Here is a 17,080-nt window from a genome sequence, read left to right as displayed (position 1 = left end):
CCGTCATGCCGGAAGCCAGATGCAGATAAGTTTACGTACGGCTGCCGGAACATTCCTGATTATCTGGGGGCTTGCGACACAGGGACATGCGCAGTCCGCCCCACCTGACGTCACACGGGAAATGGACACCCTGCGCACCGCACTGAAGGCCGAGGTGGGGCCACAGGTCGCACGGGCGAGCGACAGCCTTACGGTCACGGCCCTTGCGCAGGCAAAGGAACTTCTGGACAGGACGCATCTGTGGCCCGATACGACGCAGGTCGTACTGGTCGTGGACCGCGCCGAACGCGTACAGCGCCTGTGGGTTGCCGTGGGCGGGGGCGCGCTTGAAAACCTGATTGCGCTGGGTTCGGTGCGTGTCAGCACGGGACGCCCGGGCCGGACGGAGCATTTCCGTACGCCGGTGGGAATTTTCCTCAATGACGGGCAGATCTATGGCTACCGTGCGCAGGGGACGAAAAACGAGTTCGGCGTACGCGGTAACGGCAACAAGGGCATGCGTGTCTGGGACTTCGGATGGCAGACAACCGAGGACTGGCGCAGGAAAGGTGCCGTGGCCGTCGTGCGCCTGGAAATGCACGCAACCGATCCCGACCTGCTGGAAGGGCGTCTGGGCCGTTCGGATTCCGAAGGCTGCATTCGCATCCCTTCACGCTTCAATACGTTTCTTGACCATCATGGCCTGATTGATCGCGACCTCGACAGCCAGATCCATGACGGCCAGAACGCGCGCGCCCTGCAGGCCCTTCTGGGCGCAAACCATGTTCCCGACCCACTCGCGGGGGACAGGGTCGTCGTGATTGATTCCTCGCACAAGGATGCACAACTTTCCGACCCGGAACTGGCACGCAAGATGCAGGACGATTTTGCAAGGTTCCTGGCCCAGGCGCAAAATCCCAATCCCAATCCCAACTCTGCTCCTGCTCCTGCTCCTGCTCCTGCTCCTGCTCCTGCTCCTGCTCCTGCTCCTGCTCCTGCTCCTGCTCCTGCTCCTGCTCCTGCTCCTGCTCCTGCTCCTGCTCCAAGTGAGCCCGCGGCCGAAGACACGACAACCCTTTAAATCCATAAAACCTGAAATTTTCATGGTTATCTTTCACAGCATAATCATGAAAACCCCATGATATTTCCTGTTCATTTCATTCCGGGGAAAATATCTTCCGTAGCATGGGGCGGGACTTGCTTCCCAGCCATCCGCATCGGGTGTCCACAGGAAAAAACCTGCTGACCGGAATTATGCGATATTATCGGTCGATTATTTTTTCTTCCTGAAATTCAGGTTTCAATTTCAGATATTTTTACATTTTCATGAATATATAATGAACATTTTAATACAGACTCAGGCGGTCCATATTTTTAATCCTGATTGGTCTATTTTTCCGTTGACGCTCAAATGAAGCACCTTTATGTGATTGCAAAATTTCACTTATAGAATATATCGGGAAAATATTGGTAATGCGTGATTTTTACCGGATTGGCGTAAAAACGTTTTCCGTTCTCTGCATCTCGGCTGCCATTTCGGGATGTGCGACCGATCAGTCTGGTAATACCGCGCAGACCGGGGCCGAACCCGGCATCCATACGACACGCAACCATGTCGTGGCCGGCCTTGCCAGCCTGATCGGCGGGGAATCCTTTGGTTCGAGCATCGGCAACATGCTCGACAACATGGATCGCAAGGCGCTGGCCCGCCGTCAGCAGCAGCTCCTGATGGCGCAGGGCGACAACCGCACGGTAACGTGGCAGTCCGACCACTCCACCATGCGTGCCACCATCACCACGTCCAATACCCGACAGGAAGACAAGTCGATCCGCATTACCCGCAACGCCAACGTGGCGGCGCCGGGATCGATCCATGCGATTGGCGCGCGTTACCAGGCGACGTCATCCACCCCTGTCTACCTTTCGCCATCCACATCCGCCGCCGTCGCGATGACGCTGCCGACCCATTCCGTGATCATGGTGGTGGGGCAGTTGACGGGGCAGAACTGGATGCTGGTTTCACAGCATGGCCGCTCGGTCGGCTACGTCATGGCGTCTTCGCTGCAGCCGCTGGCGGCCGGCAGCCACCATGCCGCAACCACCGGGACATTTGACCTTGATGCGGCCCCATCCGCCCCCGAAGGCAAGACGGTTTCGTCGGAAGTCAACGCAACCGTCACCTGCCGCGACCTGAAGACCGTCGCAACCGACAAGGGAAAATCCAGCACTTCGACCGAAACGGCATGCCGTTCGGCGCAGGGTGTATGGGAACTCAACTGACGTGAGGAACAAGCGCATGATCCGGTCGGTTCTGCACGAAGGCACGATGCGTCAACGCCTGATCGGGGGCGTTGCGCTGGCCATGATGCTGGCGCCTGTCGCGGCATGGGCGGACGAAGAAGCGCTGATCGCACGATCCAGCGCCAGGCATATCGAGGTCTATGCCGCAGGCGGCGCGCAGTGGTGCCAGTCGAACCTGCGCCTGAAGATGGTCCTGTCCAGCGAAAGCGAGGACAAGGGCAACCCGACCGCACAGGTGGCACTTCTCGACAAGATGCGGCGCGAGTTCGAGCAGACATGCCCCACGGCGGAACGCGCTGATGCCAGCGTCTCGGAAGAGGGCCGCATCACCGGGCATTACCACGCCGAACGCAGCGGGGGATGGGTCTTTGCCGCAGCAAATCCGCCAGAACTGACCACCCCTCCCGCAGCGCCCCCGCACGACGACACGCCGCCCAACCCGTTCACCGGACCTATGCCACAGACCAGCCCTGCGCCAGCGGCGGATGCCGCCGCGGCCCAGCCTGCGCCGCCGGCCACGCCAGCAGTCCCGGATCAGGTGCAGGCCGCCGTGGCGCCGGCACCCCCAGCCTCCGTCCCGCCACAGGGGGAGCAGGGATATTGGGGCTACATGCTGTTTGCCGGGAAAAACGACCCGACATTCCCGGCCAATCCCGAAGCGCAGAAATGCTGGGCGCAGGGGCATATGCAGTCGGAATGGTTCCGTTCAAGGAACGATGATTTCCGGCTCCATGAAGTGCTTGAAAAAGCCGGGCAGGACATGCAGGCCCACAGCGGCGATGTCGCGCCGAATGTCATCTATGCCGAACTGGAAACAGAATTCGGCCATTACGACTTTCAGGAAAACATGTTCCCGATCCACATCAACGGGAATCTCCTGCGGCTTGGCCGTCCATGCGCGGCCGATGGCATCCCGGCGGCCGTGGAACTGCATGCGCAGGACATGGAATCCATCACCGGATTTGCCATGTCCCCCGAAGAGGCGCGCAACTTCGAGCACAGGCGCGAAAGCTACGGCTGGATGAACCGCCGGATCTGGATCGTGCTGGAATTCAGTGTCGATCCCAAGAGTGTCAACGACAATGCGTCTGAACCGACCTATTCCGCCACGGTGCATGGCTACAGCGTCTATGGCGACCAGCACCTTGGAACGCTGCTGTATCAGGCCGGGCCGGAACAGATCGCGGCCCAGCGCGCGCAGGCACAGCGGATCGCGGCGGCCAAACGGCAGCAGCAGCTCGTGGCGCGACGAGACAGCGAAATACGTGAACTTGGCACGGCCCCGGTTCCCGTGCGGATGGCGAACTGGGTCAATGATGACAGGCCGGTTGAACTGTTCCATTCACTCGACAACATCCGCGCCTCCCGCTTCGCCTCCATGCAGGGCAACGGAAAGCCCGTTCCCGTCAGCCTGCTGGTCCAGACCGGCGGTTCGGGGCACAAGGATGTCGCCACGACATGGCCGGGCCATCTGAGCCTGACAATGGCGGATGACAAGGCCGATTTCGGTGACGCCGGATGGTACCTCGTCAGCGGCCTGCTCACCACGCCAACGCAGGGGGACTTCCCTGACGCACAACTCAGCGTCACGCGCTCCTATGCCTGCAAACAGGCGCAATGCGCCGATGCAACCGATCCCACGGAAATCGAAAACCGCAAGATCGCCAATGCCACGCAGGCGGCCGCACGCAATCCGGCCCCCTGATACCCGTCACATCGTGCCCCCGGCACGCCCACACCATATCTCCCTTACCAAGGACCGAACATCATGAAGACCCTCCTGTCCTTCGATACGCTCATCACCCCGCAGTTCATGAAGATATTCTACTATATCGGCGTGGTCTTCTGCGTGCTGTCCGGGCTGGCGACATTCATCAGCATCCTCGTGCTGTGCATCAATGCCGCGCAGATGGCGGGGGAGTCCACCACGCTGCCGACAATCGTCGGACTGGTCCTTGGCAGTATCGTCGCCCTCATCACGACCGTCATCAGCATCATCCTGACGCGCATCGGGTGTGAAACCGTGCTGGTGGTGTTCATGATCCGCGATGAACTGGCATGGCAGCGTGAAAATACGCAAAAGCACGCCTGATCCTCGACGCAGACAAAGGGACGATGACGGTAATGCAGACCGCAGGCACACCCATCCCGGCAGGCGCCGCAGCAGCGAACGCCTCCATGCTGCTGCCCCCCATGAGCAGACTGCTGCCCCACATCACGCCGCTGATCCCACCGGGCACGTTGCTGGCGCGGGGAGGGATCGCCACGGGAACGGGCCTGGGCAGTTCGGCCAGGGCGGACGAAACGCTGGAACAGCTGGGGGAGGGCCTGAAGGCATTTTCCCATCGTACGTCCAATTTCGTGGCGGCACAGGCCCCCAAGGTCAAGGCGGCACAGCGTTCGGCCGCCGAATACATGACCAAGGCCGCCCATGAACTCGGCGATGCGGAAAACCGTCGTTCCTTCATGCAGAAATATCGCCGCTGGCTGCAGGCGGGGGCAGGGGGGATCGGCTGCCTCGTGCTCGTCGGATGGGGTGTCGTGCACCATCAGGCCTCTCAGAAGGCCGCGAAGGGCGTGCATGACGCGCTGGAAAGCATGAACCTGCTGGGTGCCGTGGAATATGGCAGCGTCAGTACCTCGCTTTTCGGGACTGTGTCGCTGTCGGATGTGAAATGGCACATCGCGCCTGCGGTGGATGTCACGGCCAGCAGCGTGGACATTTCCCGCATCGATACGGCGCACGCGATACCGTATTACATTGACCTTTCGTTCTCCGGCCTCACGGTCCCGGTCCAGAAAATCGTCGCCGCCGGCCCCGGCGCGCCGATCCCGGGCATCCTGGCGTCCTTTGCCCGACAGGCGGGACAGGATGGTTACAACGCGCTGCATGGCACCCTGGACATCGGGTATGACCTGCAGAAAGCCAGGTCCGTGATGACCATGACAAGTAGCGGGAATTTCACGGATTTCGGCAACTGGCATGGCAAGGTCGAGCTGGGCAACTTCTCGCCCGTGCTGCTTGATACCGCCACCCTGTCGGTGCTGGACCACAATGTCCGTGGCCTGAACGGGATGACGGTGTTCAATATTGCCCAGAACGTCGCACGCCTGACGTTGCAGGCCGTCGACGTGACCCTTGACCTGCGGGACAACGATAAACGGGATCAGGAAATTCCCGACACGTCGATGCCGCAGCAGAACCCGGACGCGGCGAACCAGCAGGTCATCGCCATGAAGGAAAACGAAGCCCGTCGTGCAGGGCTGCCGGATGACCAGGCGCATCTGGTCGCGCTGCTGATGGCTGACAAGCTGCCTGCCTTCACGATGAAATCGTCGGGCACGAAAAGCCTGCCCCTTACCGAATTGCAGATCCCGCTGCCGCAGATGATGCAGCGCCTTGACATGACCCTGAGCACGCCATGAAATCACGGTCCATTCATGGAATGGACCGCACCAAAAACTTGATCGTTAAGTAATAAAAGCTTCAGAAAACGCCGCCGTCAAAAAGGCCCATGCCTCCATTCCGCATGGGCCTTTTGCATTTTCACCGAACCCAGGCGCGGAAAAATCCATCGGCTTCCATCATGGCATCGGCTGGAACCTCTGGCGACAGGCGGTCGAATGTTTCATGGGCGAGGGCGAATTCACGCGCCATCAACCGGTCCAGCGCGGCCGGCATCTCAATCAGGCGGGTTTCACGCGTCTGCGCCTTCGCACGGATAAGGTCGTCAATCATCCCGACCGTGGCCGGTTCAAGTTCGCATTCACCCAGCAGGGACGGAAAGTGCATCGGCACAACATTGCATGCCGGATGCAGCCGCAGCCAGCGCAGGGCAATGGCGGGACGCAGGGCGTAAAACAGCTTCTTGATCCGCATGTCATGCACCTGCATGCCGCAATGCCGGTCATACTGCTTTTCACCAAGGTGCAGGTAATGCCGCGCGACGAGCGTACGATTGCATACACGATGCGCCAGGGCCAGGAACTGCGCGCGGAATGTCGCATCGGCCCCATATATGATGGGGGAGGACAGCCACTCCATCACCGCCACGTTTCCCTTCAGCAGCAGGCGGAGCGCCTTGGCCAGATCCCAGCCATTGATATCGAGTTCCTGTGTCAGCGGAACCTCGATGACATCGCGCACCGGCCAGAGGGACAGGTATCGCGCCATGGGCCTGATGAAGATGAACCGGCAGTCATAATCACTGTCGAGGGAGGGGAAGCCCCATGCGCGACTGCCACTTTCGATCGCAAGCGGGATCGTGACATCCTGCTCCGCCCTGATGGCGTGCAATGTCCGGTCAATGTCCGCAAGCGCGGTGGGACAGAAACTGTCGGGAATGGCACGGAGCCATTCTTGTGCATGCGTCATCTCGATGGGACCAGTCCTGTATCTTAAATATAGCTTTGCGTGGCGGGGGCACGCTGCGGCAGGTATCGTAACATTATATCCGGCAACGTGTTTTTGAATAGAAATGACCGATATCCCCGCACCAGATGTCATCGTCTGTCTTATATGCGCCCGGACACAGTTGGATGGATGACAATCGCCATTTTCATATTACAGTTGCAATAACACCAGTATGGAAGAGGCCATTCATGCAGATCACGGCAGTCAGTGATATCGATGGACAGCGCAGCCGCCGGGGCGCGGACATCCTGCTCGAAATTCTTGAAAGCGAGGGGGTCAAATATATCTTTGGCAATCCCGGCACGACGGAACTTCCGCTGATCGACGCACTGCAGAAACGCCCGGACCTGCATTATGTGCTGGCGCTGCAGGAAGCCAGCGCCGTCGCGATGGCCGATGGCTATGCACAGGCGGCAGGGCGTCCCGGCTTCCTGAACCTGCATACGGCAGGGGGACTGGGCCATGGCATGGGCAACCTCCTCAACGCCAGCGTCTCGCAGACGCCACTGGTCGTGACGGCGGGACAGCAGGATTCCCGCCATACCATCTCCGACCCCCTCCTGTTCGGGGATCTGGTCAGCATTGCCACCCCCGCCGTGAAATGGGCGCAGGAAGTCATGCATGCCGACCAGTTGCCGGTGCTGGTGCACCGTGCCTTCAACGACGCCATGGCCGCGCCCACGGGACCGGTCTTCCTGTCGCTGCCCATGGACGTGATGGAGGAAATGAGCACGGTTTCCGCCGCCCCCCCATCGCAGATCGACCGGTGCTCGATTGCAGGTGGCCTGCCGGAACTTGCACAGCATCTGGCCCGGATCGCGCCGGGGCGCCTCTGGATCATCGCGGGGGATGAGGTCCACGCCGCAGGTGCCGCAGCGCAGGTGGCCGCTGTCGCCGACCTTCTGGGGGCGCCGGTCTTCGGTTCGTCGTGGCCGTCACGCGTGCCTTTCGCAACATCCCATCCCCTGTGGGAAGGCAACCTGCCCACACGCGCAACGGACATCGCGGCAAAGCTTGCGGATTATGATGCGATTTTCGCGCTGGGCGGCAAATCGCTGATCACCATCCTGTATTCCGAAGGCTCCGCCGTGCCGCCGGGTTGCGCGATCTACCAGGTCTCGGCGGATATCGGGGATCTGGGACGCACCTTCTATACGCCGCTGTCGCTGGTCGGACATATCCGTACCTCGCTGGAGGCGTTCCTGCCCCTTCTGAAAAAAGCGATCGAAGGCCGCGAAGACGTCTATGCCACCGCACGTGAAAGCGTGACCGCGCGCAACCGCGAACGCCGCAACAGGGCCATCGCCACCGCGCTGGACCGCATGGCCGAACCGGCCATTGCCCCCTGTGTCGCGGCGTACGAGGCCGTGCGCGCCATCGGGCCGGACATCGCCATCGTGGACGAGGCCATCGCAACCTCGTCACATGTGCGCTCCTTCCTCGACAGTGACTGGCCCGCCCAGTACTCCTTCCTGCGCGGCGGCGCGCTGGGCTGGGGCATGCCCGCCGCCGTTGGCGCATCGCTGGGCCTGGGGCGGGAGCCTGTCGTGTGCCTGGTGGGCGATGGGGCCTCGCTCTACTCCCCGCAGGCGATCTGGACGGCCGCGCATGAAAAACTGCCGGTGACCTTCGTCATCATGAACAACCAGGAATATAATGTGCTCAAAGGCTTCATGCGGGGCCAGACGCACTATGTTTCAAGCCGCAACGGCCATTACCTTGCCATGGACCTCAATGACCCGGCCATAGATTACCAGGCCATGGCCACGTCCTATGGCCTGTCGGCCTGCAGGATCACGCGCGCCACCGACATCGCCCCCGCCATTCAGGCAGGGATCGCATCGGGGCGTGCCAATGTGGTGGAAATCATGATCCGCGCGGAATGAACCTTCCCACCCTGCAACGTGGGCGCAACGGCTGGGGCCAAGTGCCTTATCGCGTTGGATAATATGACATATCCCTGATATGATGGAGGGCAGCTATTTGAAAAATAGGCTTCCCATGGATTGTGAAATCCCCCATTGCGTTACCAGCATGGCATATCAGGCGACATGGACGCCCCGTGGCCGGTGGGGACAGCCGGTTCCGGTCGCGTGAAAGCCATGCTCCGCGCAGGGTGCGCAAGGAGATTGTAAGCTGCTTCACCACATGGAATATCTGTTCCAGCACTATGGATATGGCGTCATCACCCTGATCGTCATGCTGGAAAGCATGGGCCTGCCCCTGCCGGCGGAAACGCTGATCATTTCCGCCTCGCTTTACTGCGCGGCGACACATCATATGGCTATCGGCTGGGTGGCCGTCGCGGCCATTGCGGGCGCGGTCATTGGCGACAATATCGGCTATGTCATCGGGCGCACGGTGGGGATCCCGCTGCTGCAGCGCTATGGCACGCGGATCGGGCTGACGCCGGACCGGCTTATGCTCGGGCGGTTCCTGTTCCGCCGCCATGGCAGTGAAATCGTCTTCTTTGGCCGCTTTATCGCCGTTGTGCGTGTGTTCGTGGCGCTGCTTGCCGGGGCGAATCACATGACATGGCCACGTTTCATGATATTCAACGCGGCCGGCGGCATCTGCTGGGCTGGCGGCTATGCCATGCTGACCTACTATCTCGGGCACAAGATCATGCAGCTTTCAGGCCCCGCGAGTGTCATCGGCGTCATCGGCGTTGTCGTCGGAGTAGGGGGATCGGCCATTTTCCTGCGCCGCAATGAAAAGCGCCTGACGGCAAAGGCCATGCAGGAAGCCCGCGACGACATGAACGGCAACGATCCGGACAAGCCTTCGCAAAAGATCCCGTGAAAATACCGATTACGATTTATCTTCGACGTCATGATGACTTTATGTTACGTCAGGTAACATGAGCCAGATGCATATCAGGTTGAAAATAATCACAATCTTACCGTTCGCGAGACTCTTATGACGGCTCCGTTTCCACCAGATTCAACACAACACCCGCTGGCGGTGATTACCGGCGGGGCAGGGGGGATCGGGCGCCTTGTCATCGATGGCCTGCTGGCTGCGGGCTATCATGTAATTGCGCTGACACGGCAGGGAAGCGTGCCGACACTGGAACATTCCCCCGATGTGACCAACATCCGCTGCGACCTTGGGGACCCACAGGCCATCAGTTCGGCAACAGACCGAATCCGCGCACTTGGCGCGCCTGTGCGGGCGCTCATCCACTGCGCAGGGGTGATCGTGCCACAGGCTGCCTCCGACCTGGATGACAGGGCGGTCCGGGAACAGGTGACGGTCAACCTGCAGACCCCCATCATGCTGACGACATGGTTGCTCGACCTCATGCCGCGGGGTGGGCATGTCGTGTTTGTCAATTCGATGGCCGCGATTGTTCCGCTTGGCGGCAGCAGTGTCTATGCCGCCACGAAATTCGGCCTGCGTGGATTTGCCCTTTCCCTGCGTGAGGAAGTCCGTTCACGGGGCATCCACGTCTCCTCCATCTTCCCGGGCGCGGTGGATACCCCCATGCTGCAGAAGGAAATGCAGAACGGTGGGTCCGCCATCAATTTCGTGACCCTGCCGGTACCGCCGCAGCAGATCGCGACGCTGATTCTGCGTGCCCTGCGCCAGCGGGGGAAGGATGTGTTCGTCCCGTCATCCGACGGGATTTTCGGACAACTGCTGCTGATCTTCCCTGCATTGTGGCAGAAACTCCTGCCGATCATGCTGTGGATGGGGGAAAAGGGCCGACGGAAATACCTGCGCGAACATCGTAATGGAACAGGGACAACGCCGCCCTGATACAGTCCGGTCAGGCAATCGTATCGATCATGCGCCGCGCGGCATAGATGTGGGTGGATGCCCCGCAGACCACCATGACATGCCACAGCGCATTGGAAAAAGGCAGGTCTTCATGATTATAGAAGACCGTGCCGATACAATAGAAGACAAGCCCCAGAATAATCAGCGCGACCACCTGAAAAGGCAGGTGCCAGAAAACCGGGTCCGGGCACAGAAAGAACATCCATGCTACCGCCAGATAGGGGAAAACGGGATATTTCTGGCTTTTTTCAAACCAGAACAGCTTCATGCACATCCCGGCAAGGGCGGCGCCCCATAACAGTCCGCAAAATCCAAGGCTGAGCCCCCCGCGTCCGCCAATGATGATGAAGGGCGTATAGGTACTGGCAATGGCGACAAAAATCATGGCCTGGTCAACGCGCTGCAATCCTCCTTTGAGGCGGCAGGCCGGACAGAAATTATACGCAGCCGAACAGATGCATACGAGGATCAGGCAGGTTCCGTAAAGAAAGACGGACTGCCGTGCCGCCCAAGAAGCATCATGCGGTACCGACGCCCCAAGCCACGCCGCCCCCGCAACCATGATGACGACCCCCACGACATGGACCGCTAGGTCGGCAATACGTTCCAGCAGGGTATAGGAGGGGAAGCGGGCTTTGGCTGTCATGCGTGCGGTTATATCGCAAAGACGTCCCGTTCGGGAACGCGTCAGCCATGCAGTGCATGAATGAAAAGGACGCAGGGGCATGATCCTACCACCGCGTATATTTCATATGTATCGTGCCACAAACATTCCAATTACGGAATATTATAAATGTCCTGAATACAAGTATATCGTAAAAATATAGACATTACAGCGAACAGGACAGAAGGTCATGTCACAAGAAATTCTTATCTAAGAAATTATTACGATTTCAAATGATGACGATGCACTGATCGCCATCTTCGAGGGTGATGGCATCAATCTTCAGGATGAGGTCAGCGTTTCCATTCGCGATAATTCCATAATTATTAATCAGAACCCGGAAAAGTATGCCGACGTAAAAATAAAAGGAAAGACTTTCTTGATGCCATTCAGAATACCCCGAACATCGTCATGGTGGAATACGACGATGACGGGCTTGATGTTTTCCAGAAGGTCACGCAGGCATCGTCATGACATGTCTCTTTGCTGCATGATGGTGAAAACCCTTTCCCGTCAGGAGGATCATGACGCATGTGAACCGAATTGACCGTCTTCATGATGACGGGTTACGTTCATGTTGGCATGATCCACCAGAAATGACCGCGCAGAGGAAAAGGTTTCCACATTCATGAGTTTCCGTCCCGATACCAAAGGATACCGAGCCCTGATCCTGGGGGGTGTGGCCTCCCTTGCCTGCGTCACGTCCGGATGGGCCGCCACGACCCTTCCCCCGGGACAGGCTGCACGGGCACCTGACGTTTTCATGCCACAACCGATGCCGGACCGGCCCACGGCTTTCCGTTCGGCCGCCGGGGTTCCGGGGCAGGCGTTCTGGCAGAATCGTGCCGATTATTCCATCGACGCGACAATACACCCGGATACGAAAAGCCTTTCGGGCCAGGAAACCATTACCTATACCAACAACAGCCCCGACGGACTTGATGTCATCTGGCTGAATCTGGAACAGAACGAATATAAACCCGATTCACGGGCCCAGTTTGCTTCAGACCGGTTTTCCGCCCCACGCACCAATGGCGTACAGATCCAGAAGGTCGTTGTGGAATATGGGGGAAGCAAAAGGGAACTCACCCCGATCATCAGTGACACGCGCATGCAACTGCGCCTGCCCACTACCCTTCGGGGGAAGGGCGGGAAGATGCGCATCCATGTGACGTGGCAGTATGTCATCCCCGGTCCATGGGGTGGACGTACTTCGGTAACCCCCAGCAAAAATGGGGACATTTATGAAATCGCTCAATGGTATCCGCGCATGGCGGTCTATGATGACATCCGGGGATGGGACACGGCGCCCTATCTGGCGCAGGAATTCTATCTTGAATACGGAAATATCGATTATCGTGTGACCGTGCCATGGAATTACACCGTTGCGGGTTCCGGCACGCTGCTCAATCCCGATACCGTCCTGACCGCAACAGAACGCAAGCGCCTGTCACAGGCAGCCCACAGCGACACGCGCGTCCTGATCCGCACCGCGCAGGATGTGACGGACCCGGCCAGCCACCGTCATGACCATGGGGACATGACATGGCATTTCCGCATGGAAAACACGCGTGACGTGGCGTTTGCCGCATCCCCCGCGTTCATCTGGGATGCTGCCCGGATGAACCTGCCCGCCACCCGCGGCGTGACGAAGGGGCCGCACCTCGCCATGTCCGTCTATCCGGTCGAAGGCGTGGGGCCGGACGGGTGGGACCGCTCCACCGAATACGTGAAGCACGCAATCGAATATTTTTCCGAACAGTGGTACCCCTATCCGTGGCAGAACGCGATCAACCTTGGGGGGCATGGGGCAGGGATGGAATATCCCGGCATCGTCTTTGACGGCATGAAGGACCACGGGCCGCAACTGTTCTGGATCACCACGCACGAACTCGGGCACGGCTGGTTCCCCATGATCGTCGGCTCTAATGAGCGGCGCAACGCCTTCATGGATGAAGGCTTCAACACCTTTATCGACGCCTATGCGTCCGATCATTTCAACCATGGGGAATTCGCCCCCAAGAAAGACAATGAGTTCGCCCCGCAGACGGGCGTGCCGGCGGATGATATTGTCCCCCTCCTGCGTGACAAGGATGCGCCGCCGCTGATGGTGCCCTCCGACCTGGTGCAGGAGCGCTATCGCCATCCGGTGACCTATTTCAAGGGAGCCTACGGCCTCAAGCTGCTGCGTGAACAGATTGTCGGTCCGGAACGCTTTGATCGCGCTTTCCGGCATTATATCGACGTCTGGGCCTACCATCATCCCACACCGTCGGATTTCTTCCGTTTCATGAGCAGCGAAACAGGGGAGGACCTGTCGTGGTTCTGGCGGGGCTGGTATTTCGAAAACCGTGCCCCGGATTATGCCTGCACCGGCATCCATGCCACCGCTGACGGTTATCAGGTCACCGTGCAGAACAAGGGCAGCCTGCCCATTCCGGTGACGATGCTGCTCACCTATGCCGATGGCACCACCACGCGACAGGTCATCCCGACGGAAGCATGGTATCAGCACACCGCCATCGACCTGCCGGTCAGGACCCGTGGCGTGTTGCGAACGGTTACGCTGGATCCCGACCACGCCATTCCCGACATCGACCGCCACGACAACAGCCTGCGCGCGCCATGAGCGGGGCGGGCGGGACAGCGTAAATTTTATCGCACGTCAGTTGATTGAACAGGGGTGAAAAAGGGGGCAACGGAAACGTGGCTCCCTTTTTGCCATTGTTTCGCTGAAATGCCAGCCCCTGAACATGGGGAATCAAGTTCCCCGTGGCTCACCGGATCGTATGCGCCACACCGGGAAAATTCCTCGGTCATCCCATATATCTGGCAATCTTCCGACCCCTTCCACCTTGGAACGCCATGCTGCTCCATTGTCGCGTCTCCGGCCGGGGACGCGGGTTCGATCGGTTGCTGTCCCATCTGTCCGAAGTGATGGGCTGACAAGGGGGCATCCTTCGAAGCTTTTTGAAAAAAGCTTCACCAAAAACTTTTTGGAATTTCAGAGATTTCCTACGTATTTGGAAAATATTTAAAACGTAATACAGGCGCGTTTCGGTTCTTTTTTTAAAAGAACATCAATCCTCCCAAAAGAAAAAGGGGCACGCCTGCGCGTACCCCCAATTCCATTGAGTGCAATGCAGGGATCTCAGCGCTGCTGGTACAGCAGGCGGGCACGGATCGTCCCCTTGAGGTCACGCAGCTTGCCAAGGATGCGGTTGTCCTTTTCCACATCCCCCCCGGTATCGGCCTCGACCACCACGTAGCCAAGTTCACCCGCAGTCTGCAGGTACTGGGCCGTGACGTTGCAGTCCTCGCGGGAGAAGATCTCGTTGATCTGCAGCATCACGCCCGGCGCGTTGGTGTGGACGTGCATGAACCGCGTGCCGTGCGGGTTTTCCGGCAACTGCACGGTAGGAAAATTGACCGCCCCCAGCGTGGAGCCAATGTCCGAATAATCCAGCAGCTTGCGGGCGACTTCCTGGCCGATACGCTCCTGCGCCTCTGCGGTGGAACCACCGATATGCGGGGTCAGAATGACATTTTCCAGCCCACGCAGCGGCGTCTCGAGGCTTTCGCCCGCAGCCTTCGGCTCCTTGGGGAACACATCGATCGCGGCACCCAGCAGGTGGCCATCCTTCAGGGCCGCCGCAAGCGCGTCGAGGTCCACCACATTGCCGCGCGCATTATTGATAAGGAACGATCCGGGCTTCATCGCACGGATCTGCGCCTCGCCAATCATGTTTGCCGTCTCCGGCGTCTGGGGCACATGCAGGCTGACGACATCGCTCAGGCCCAGCAGTTCTTCCAGCGTGGCGACAGGATGGGCATTGCCATGCACCAGCTTGTCGATCACGTCATAGTAGAAAACCCGCATGCCGAACGCCTCGGCCAGCACGGAAAGCTGCGACCCGATGGAGCCATACCCCACGATGCCCAGCGTCTTGCCACGCACTTCCCAGCTATTGGTGGCCGACTTCTTCCATACGCCCGCATGACATTCGACCGACTTAGGGAAGATCCGGCGCATCAGCATGACGATCTCGCCCATCACCAGTTCGGCGACGGAACGGGTGTTGCTGAACGGCGCGTTGAAGACGGGGATACCGCTTTCACGCGCGGCGACCAGATCCACCTGGTTGGTGCCGATGCAGAAGCAGCCGATGGCGATCAGGCGATCGGCCCCCTCGATGACTTCGCGCGTCAGCTGCGTGCGTGAACGGATACCGACGATATGCACGCCCTCCAGCGCCTTGCGCAGGGCCTCGCCTTCCAGCGCGGTCTTGAGACGGGTGACGTTCTCGTACCCGTTTTCCTTGAGCAGCGCGACGGCGCTGTCATGCACGCCTTCGAGCAGAAGGATACGGATCTTGTCCTTGGACAGGGAAAGATGGCCGGCGGAGGGATGAGTCATGTCGGGTACTCACGCTTGTTCGATCAAAGGGATGCCCTATCCGATTGCTTGGCGCGTGGCTAGGGCGGAATGAGGCCGGGGCAGGGGAGGCAGGGCGGAAAACCCCGAAAATACGCTATTTCGCCAGCAGGCGGCAGGCCTGCGGCAGGAGGGCGGGATTTCCCAGCGCAAGGACAGTTCCATCCCCATCAAGCCGGAGAGGCTGTCCCGCCCAGTCGGTCATGGAACCACCAGCCCCCTCCACCACGGGGACAAGGGCGGCCCAGTCCCACGGCTTCATGGTACATTCGGCGATGACATCCACCTGTCCCAGTGCGAGCAGGCCATAGGCATAGCAGTCGCCCCCCCAACTGACGCGCTTGACGGCGCGCGACAGGGCATCCCAGCGCGCGCGATGTGACCCTTCCAGTATTTCGGGCGATGTGCATGACAGTTCGGCACGATCCAGCGCCGGGCACGGGCGCGTCCCCGCCTGTCCCGCAAGGCGCGAGAGATAGCGCGTGGGCTCCCCGCGCACGCCGATCCAGCGTTCCCCGGTAACCGGCTGGTCAATGATGCCCAGCACCGGCACGCCTTCATGCAGCAGCGCGATCAGCGTGCCAAAGGTCGGGCGCCCCGTCAGGAAGGCCCGCGTCCCGTCCACCGGGTCGATGACCCAGCGATAGGCGGCATCGGGCCGTTCGATGCCGAATTCCTCCCCCATGATCCCGTGATGGGGCAGGCGTTCGCCAATGACGGCGCGGATCGCACGTTCGGCGGTGCGATCGGCAATCGTCACCGGGCTCTGGTCCGCCTTGTCATCGGCGGGGACCCCGGCCCGGAAAAACGGGCGCACGATACAGGCGGCGACATCGGCCGCCGCCTGTGCCGCTGCAATGAACTGCGCCTTGTGCGCCAGCGGATCGGCCATCAGTTCTTCTCTTCGACAAGGGTCTGGATGAAGGCAACCACGTTGGCCCGGTCCGTGGCCGAGGCAATGCCGGGGAAGGCCATCTTCGTGCCGGGTGCAAAGGCGTCGGGCTTCTTGATCCATTCCGACAGCAGGGCAGGGGTCCACACATCCTTCTTGTGCGCGCTCAGGGCGTCGGAGAATTCATAATCGGGGATGTCACCGATATGCGTGCCCATGACGCCAAACAGGTCGGGCCCGATGACGGACGGGCCATGCGGGGCAAAGCTGTGACACATCCCGCACTGGTGGTCGGCGATTTCATGCCCCTTGGCCGCATCCGCATGCGCCAGCAGTGTCTCGATCGGCGGGTCCTGCCCATCGTCGGGCGTGGATTGCGGCATGGGAACGGCACTCTGCGCCGCGGCACGGTGCGGCACGAGCAGGCTGCCCGCCGCCCAGCTTCCACCAAGCGCCACCGCTGCAATCAGGAACGCTGCTCCCATCTGGTTAAGCCGCATGCTGTTCATGGATAAGGACGCCTTTCGTGCGCGGTTGCATGAGTTTGCTTCATTACCTAGACTGCCGCGCAGCGTGTGTGAAGCAGTCACAAGCCCGCACGTTTCGTGTCGC

Annotated in this window: 14 protein-coding genes; 9 read left to right on the top strand and 5 right to left on the bottom strand. The window is 60.0% G+C overall.

From position 1 onward, the window contains the following. The first annotated feature begins 19 nt into the window (after nt 1-19). From KMAL_RS00950 to KMAL_RS00925, 5 genes are all read left to right on the top strand, one after another. Nucleotides 20-1,060 carry a L,D-transpeptidase gene (locus tag KMAL_RS00950; protein ID WP_239019869.1) on the top strand — a complete coding sequence of 347 codons (1,041 nt, stop codon included), beginning with the start codon at nt 20-22 and terminating at the stop codon, nt 1,058-1,060. Between the two features lie 392 nt (nt 1,061-1,452). Next, entirely contained in the window at nt 1,453-2,259 is an 807-nt protein-coding gene (locus tag KMAL_RS00940) for a hypothetical protein (protein WP_110093881.1), read from the top strand. Between the two features lie 16 nt (nt 2,260-2,275). Continuing rightward, the gene (locus tag KMAL_RS00935; RefSeq protein ID WP_110571022.1) at nt 2,276-3,985 is read left to right on the top strand and encodes a DUF4852 domain-containing protein; all 1,710 of its coding nucleotides are present in this window, start codon (nt 2,276-2,278) and stop codon (nt 3,983-3,985) included. Between the two features lie 63 nt (nt 3,986-4,048). Then, a complete protein-coding gene (locus tag KMAL_RS00930) occupies nt 4,049-4,372 on the top strand; it encodes a DUF4282 domain-containing protein (protein WP_110093879.1) in 324 nt (107 codons plus the stop codon). A gap of 23 nt (nt 4,373-4,395) precedes the next feature. Further along, nucleotides 4,396-5,706, top strand: a complete 1,311-nt coding sequence (locus KMAL_RS00925; RefSeq protein ID WP_146044129.1) for a serpin family protein — start codon at nt 4,396-4,398, stop codon at nt 5,704-5,706. A gap of 121 nt (nt 5,707-5,827) precedes the next feature. Here KMAL_RS00925 and KMAL_RS00920 read toward each other — a convergent pair whose 3' ends face one another. Next, nucleotides 5,828-6,655 (bottom strand): nucleotidyltransferase domain-containing protein, encoded by an 828-nt coding sequence (locus KMAL_RS00920; protein WP_110093877.1) that lies wholly within the window; start codon nt 6,653-6,655, stop codon nt 5,828-5,830. A 227-nt stretch (nt 6,656-6,882) separates the two neighbouring features. On the opposite strand from KMAL_RS00920, the gene KMAL_RS00915 reads away from it, so the two are divergent. From KMAL_RS00915 to KMAL_RS00905, 3 genes are all read left to right on the top strand, one after another. Beyond that, a complete protein-coding gene (locus KMAL_RS00915) occupies nt 6,883-8,580 on the top strand; it encodes a thiamine pyrophosphate-binding protein (protein ID WP_110093876.1) in 1,698 nt (565 codons plus the stop codon). Between the two features lie 262 nt (nt 8,581-8,842). Then, the gene (locus KMAL_RS00910; RefSeq protein ID WP_110093875.1) at nt 8,843-9,496 is read left to right on the top strand and encodes a DedA family protein; all 654 of its coding nucleotides are present in this window, start codon (nt 8,843-8,845) and stop codon (nt 9,494-9,496) included. 117 nt (nt 9,497-9,613) lie between these two features. Next, nucleotides 9,614-10,456, top strand: coding sequence for an SDR family NAD(P)-dependent oxidoreductase (locus KMAL_RS00905; protein WP_110093874.1), 843 nt, complete (start codon nt 9,614-9,616; stop codon nt 10,454-10,456). A gap of 10 nt (nt 10,457-10,466) precedes the next feature. Here KMAL_RS00905 and trhA read toward each other — a convergent pair whose 3' ends face one another. Continuing rightward, the gene (trhA, locus tag KMAL_RS00900) at nt 10,467-11,123 is read right to left on the bottom strand and encodes a PAQR family membrane homeostasis protein TrhA (protein ID WP_110093873.1); all 657 of its coding nucleotides are present in this window, start codon (nt 11,121-11,123) and stop codon (nt 10,467-10,469) included. A 646-nt stretch (nt 11,124-11,769) separates the two neighbouring features. Between trhA and KMAL_RS00895 the strand changes: the two genes are divergently transcribed. After that, nucleotides 11,770-13,770: a M1 family metallopeptidase gene (locus KMAL_RS00895; RefSeq protein ID WP_110093872.1), complete on the top strand. Its 2,001-nt coding sequence runs from the start codon at nt 11,770-11,772 to the stop codon at nt 13,768-13,770. A 522-nt stretch (nt 13,771-14,292) separates the two neighbouring features. Here the strand turns inward: KMAL_RS00895 and serA are convergent. From serA to KMAL_RS00880, 3 genes are all read right to left on the bottom strand, one after another. Next, nucleotides 14,293-15,558 carry a phosphoglycerate dehydrogenase gene (serA, locus tag KMAL_RS00890; protein WP_110093871.1) on the bottom strand — a complete coding sequence of 422 codons (1,266 nt, stop codon included), beginning with the start codon at nt 15,556-15,558 and terminating at the stop codon, nt 14,293-14,295. 115 nt (nt 15,559-15,673) lie between these two features. Beyond that, nucleotides 15,674-16,468 carry an inositol monophosphatase family protein gene (locus tag KMAL_RS00885; RefSeq protein WP_110093870.1) on the bottom strand — a complete coding sequence of 265 codons (795 nt, stop codon included), beginning with the start codon at nt 16,466-16,468 and terminating at the stop codon, nt 15,674-15,676. Further along, nucleotides 16,468-16,977, bottom strand: a complete 510-nt coding sequence (locus tag KMAL_RS00880; RefSeq protein WP_110093869.1) for a c-type cytochrome — start codon at nt 16,975-16,977, stop codon at nt 16,468-16,470. The genes KMAL_RS00885 and KMAL_RS00880 overlap by 1 nt, the downstream gene beginning before the upstream one ends. Between the last annotated feature and the right edge of the window lie 103 nt (nt 16,978-17,080).

Origin of the sequence: Novacetimonas maltaceti (genome assembly GCF_002906255.1) — a bacterium.
Lineage (GTDB): Bacteria > Pseudomonadota > Alphaproteobacteria > Acetobacterales > Acetobacteraceae > Novacetimonas > Novacetimonas maltaceti.
This window is presented reverse-complemented; position numbering and strand designations above follow the sequence as displayed.